This window comes from Flavobacterium psychrophilum DSM 3660 = ATCC 49418 (assembly GCF_002217405.1).
GTDB lineage: Bacteria > Bacteroidota > Bacteroidia > Flavobacteriales > Flavobacteriaceae > Flavobacterium > Flavobacterium psychrophilum.
Genome location: NZ_MUHE01000043.1, coordinates 1 through 3,652, shown reverse-complemented (window position 1 = coordinate 3,652; position 3,652 = coordinate 1). Strand labels below are relative to the sequence as shown.

The following is a 3,652-nucleotide window of genomic DNA, read 5'->3' as shown; positions in this document are numbered from 1 at the left end:
AGGTAAAGAAAAAACAGGTCTCAGTTATGATTGATTATGTACGGATTAATCTTGTTCTTTTTTGTAAAAATAGAAAAAAGGAGTTAATCTTGCACATTGATAAATTTAATCGGAATCATTGAAGATTTGGGGTTAATTTATCATCAGAAATTTGAAGTGTTTATTATTTATGAAGCATTATAAAAAATAGTTACCAAATAAATGATAACTATTTTTTAGTTTGTATTACAGTCTAAAAACGCCACCTACTGCAATTACCTTTTCTAAAAACCAAAAATGCTGGCTTGCTTTGTCGGCATTGCTAAAAGTAGTTTTTATATCATTCATATTTATATACCCGCCTTTTAGTTCGGTTTGTATGAAAAAATATTTGAAGAAAGTAAAGTTTAAGCCTGCTTTTGCCGAAAAACCGTAGCCAGAAATATGAAAATCATCATGACGTTCTTTTCCTAATAATTTGGCGTTTGTTTTAGGATATAGCACTCCAGCACCAATACCTTCGGTAAAATTTATCTGGAATTTATCTGTATTTGGTAAGCCTATAATTTTCGAGATATCATCTACACGGGCAATTTCGGTATTTACATAATTTAAGCCATCAGTATGTTCGAAAGTTAAAAAATCTTCGGTTAGTAAAATTTGGTTGTTTGGCAATACTTCTCCAAAAGTTCCTTTGTTAGGGTAATGGCCTGTATAATTTACTGCTTTGTCCTGATACATTACATATTTCATGTGGTCTACACCAACCGAAATATTGTATTTATCGGTAATAAAATATCCTAATCTGAAATTGGTTTGCGGAATTGTCATTCTTCCGGGATTTATATAATCTATGTGCCACCCTTTGGGTTTGTCTTGTGCGGTAACGTCATATAGCGTAAAATCATAATCAGCACCTGTAAAGTGAATGTCTGATTTAGAATAAACATCTCTATTTCCTCCCCAATAAATATAAAATTTCCCTTTGTTGTGTGCAGTATATTTCTCTGGTGCAATGTCTTGCGAGAATCCAGTAAATGTAATGAGTAGAAGAAAGATGTACTGTATATTTTTCATTATAGTTTTAAATTTTAGTGTTTTAAAAAATATTGATGGTTTGTCTAATGGCAACTAATTTAGTCATTAATCCTTCAAAATAATCTAGGTGAAGCATGTTTGCTCCGTCACTTTTTGCATTTGCGGGGTCGAAATGAGTTTCTATAAAAATTCCATCTACACCTACGGCTATTCCGGCTTTGGCAATTGTTTCGATCATATCTGGGCGACCACCAGTTACACCAGCTACTTGGTTGGGTTGTTGTAAGGAGTGGGTTACGTCGAGCACGGTAGTTGCCATGGTTTGCATGGTGGGAATGCCACGAAAATCGACAATCATATCTTGGTAGCCAAACATAGATCCTCTGTCGGTAAGCATTACGTTTGGGTTGTTGCAATCTAGAACTTTCTGAACGGCGTGTTTCATACTTTCGGGACTCATAAATTGTCCTTTTTTTAAGTTGACCACTTTTCCGGTATTGGCAGCAGCCACAACTAAATCTGTTTGTCGAACTAAGAAAGCAGGGATTTGCAAAATATCTACGTAAGCTGCAGCCATAGCCGCATCTTCATTTGTATGAATGTCTGTAACGGTTGGCACACCAAATGCTGCGGATACTTTTTCTAAAATTTTTAGTGCTTTTTCGTCGCCAATTCCTGAAAAGCTATCAATTCTTGATCGATTTGCTTTTTTGAATGAGCCTTTAAAAACGTAAGGAATTTGTAATTTATCTGTAATTCCTACTAATTTTTCGGCAATTCTCATGGCCATTTCTTCTCCTTCAATTGCACATGGACCAGCAAGGATAAAGAAATTTCCGCTATCTAAATGTTTAATTTTAGGTATATTTTGTAAATTCATTGTATTAAATTTTTTTTGCAAAGATAATGATTTAGCTTGTTACATATAAGTCTTAAAGTTGAAAGTGTGTACTAAATTTCAGAAATTTGAAGAGACTCTAGACTTTATGAGTTTCGACCTTAAGACTTTATGGTTTTATGGTTTACTAATGCATCGCATCTGCTGGGTTAATAATGTTTTTACTTTTTTTGATTAAGAAAACTATTGGAATGCAACACAAAAACATGATTCCTAGGTATAAGAAAATATCCATATATGACATTACTGTGCTTTGTTTTAGAACAGTAAAATCGATGACTTGATGGGCTTTGTTTAACGCTTCGTTGGTGCTAAATCCTTTAGCCATGAATCCTTTTTGTAAAAGCTGAATGCGTTGTTGTACTTCTAACCTGCTTCCATCAAGATGCGCAATTAGATTTACTCTGTGTTTTTGGCTAAATCTTGTAATAAATGTGGTGATTATGGCAATACCAAACGAACCTCCTAATTGTCTCATCATTCCGGTAAATGCTGCGCCTTCGCCAATATGTTTTCCTTTTAATGTGGATAATGATAGTGTGGTAATAGGTACGAATAGCAGTCCTAAACCAATTCCTCTCAAAATTAATGGCCAATAAAAATGTTCTACTCCTGTATCTGGGGTCATGGCGTTTCGCATCCAAAAAGTGAAGAGAAAGAATACTAGAAACCCCACTGCGATCATATATCCTTGCGGTATCCCTTTTTGAATCATTCTTCCTACGAAAGGCATTAAAATCGCCGTTGTAATAGAACCAGGGATTAGTAATAATCCTGCATCAGTGGCTGTCCAGCCTAATATAGATTGGGTATAAATGGGAATAATTAGTGTAGATCCGTATAATCCGAACCCAAGGATAAATCCCATTAAAATTCCAATTCGTAAATTTCCGTCTTTTAGTACGCTTAAGTTTACTATTGGATGTTTGTATGTGAGTTCTCTCCATATAAATAGGAGTAAGCCAGTTATTGAAACAATACATAGGGTTACAATGGTGCTATTGCTAAACCAGTCGTCTTGCTGTCCGTGTTCTAAAACAAATTGCAAAGAGCCAATAAATGCTGCTAGGAAAATAATTCCCCACCAATCTACTTGATTTGCTTTTAATTTTTCACCATATTTTGGACTTCTAACAAATGTTAGGGTTAAAAATGTGGCAATAATACCTAAAGGAATGTTGATATAAAATATATAAGGCCAAGAAAAATGATCGACTAAATAACCACCCAATGGCGGTCCTAAAGTTGGCCCTACAATTACGCCCATTCCGTAAATGGCTTGTGCCATTCCTCGTTTTGCTATGGGGTAACTTTCGGTAATAATGGTTTGTGCTGTTACTAATAAGGCGCCTCCTCCAAGTCCTTGAATAAATCTGAAGGTTACCAGTTCCCATATATTTGTAGCATTTCCGCAAAGAAAGGAAGCTATTGTAAAAATAATGATAGATACTGCAAAATAATTTCTTCTTCCAAATTGTTGTGATAGCCAACTGGTCATTGGGATTACAATAACATTTGCTATGGCGTATGCTGTAATTACCCAGGCTACATCTGTTAGAGTTGCGCCTAAACTGCCTCGCATGTTGGTTAGTGCTACGTTTACGATGGTTGTATCTACTATTTCCAGCAAAGCACAAAGTACTGCTGTAATAGTGATTATAATTCTTCGAAAGCCGTATTCTACTAAATCGTCTTCTACTATAGTTGTTGTCATACTTTAATTGATAATTGATAATT

Annotated in this window: 3 protein-coding genes; all 3 read right to left on the bottom strand. The window is 35.0% G+C overall.

Features of this window, described 5'->3' with window-relative positions:
- Positions 1-225: 225 nt before the first annotated feature.
- Positions 226-1,056, bottom strand: coding sequence for a membrane protein (locus tag B0A57_RS10455; protein ID WP_034097769.1), 831 nt, complete (start codon positions 1,054-1,056; stop codon positions 226-228).
- A 22-nt stretch (positions 1,057-1,078) separates the two neighbouring features.
- The gene (kdsA, locus tag B0A57_RS10450) at positions 1,079-1,897 is read right to left on the bottom strand and encodes a 3-deoxy-8-phosphooctulonate synthase (RefSeq protein WP_011962665.1); all 819 of its coding nucleotides are present in this window, start codon (positions 1,895-1,897) and stop codon (positions 1,079-1,081) included.
- A 145-nt stretch (positions 1,898-2,042) separates the two neighbouring features.
- A complete protein-coding gene (locus B0A57_RS10445; protein ID WP_011962666.1) occupies positions 2,043-3,629 on the bottom strand; it encodes an MDR family MFS transporter in 1,587 nt (528 codons plus the stop codon).
- Positions 3,630-3,652 lie beyond the last annotated feature (23 nt).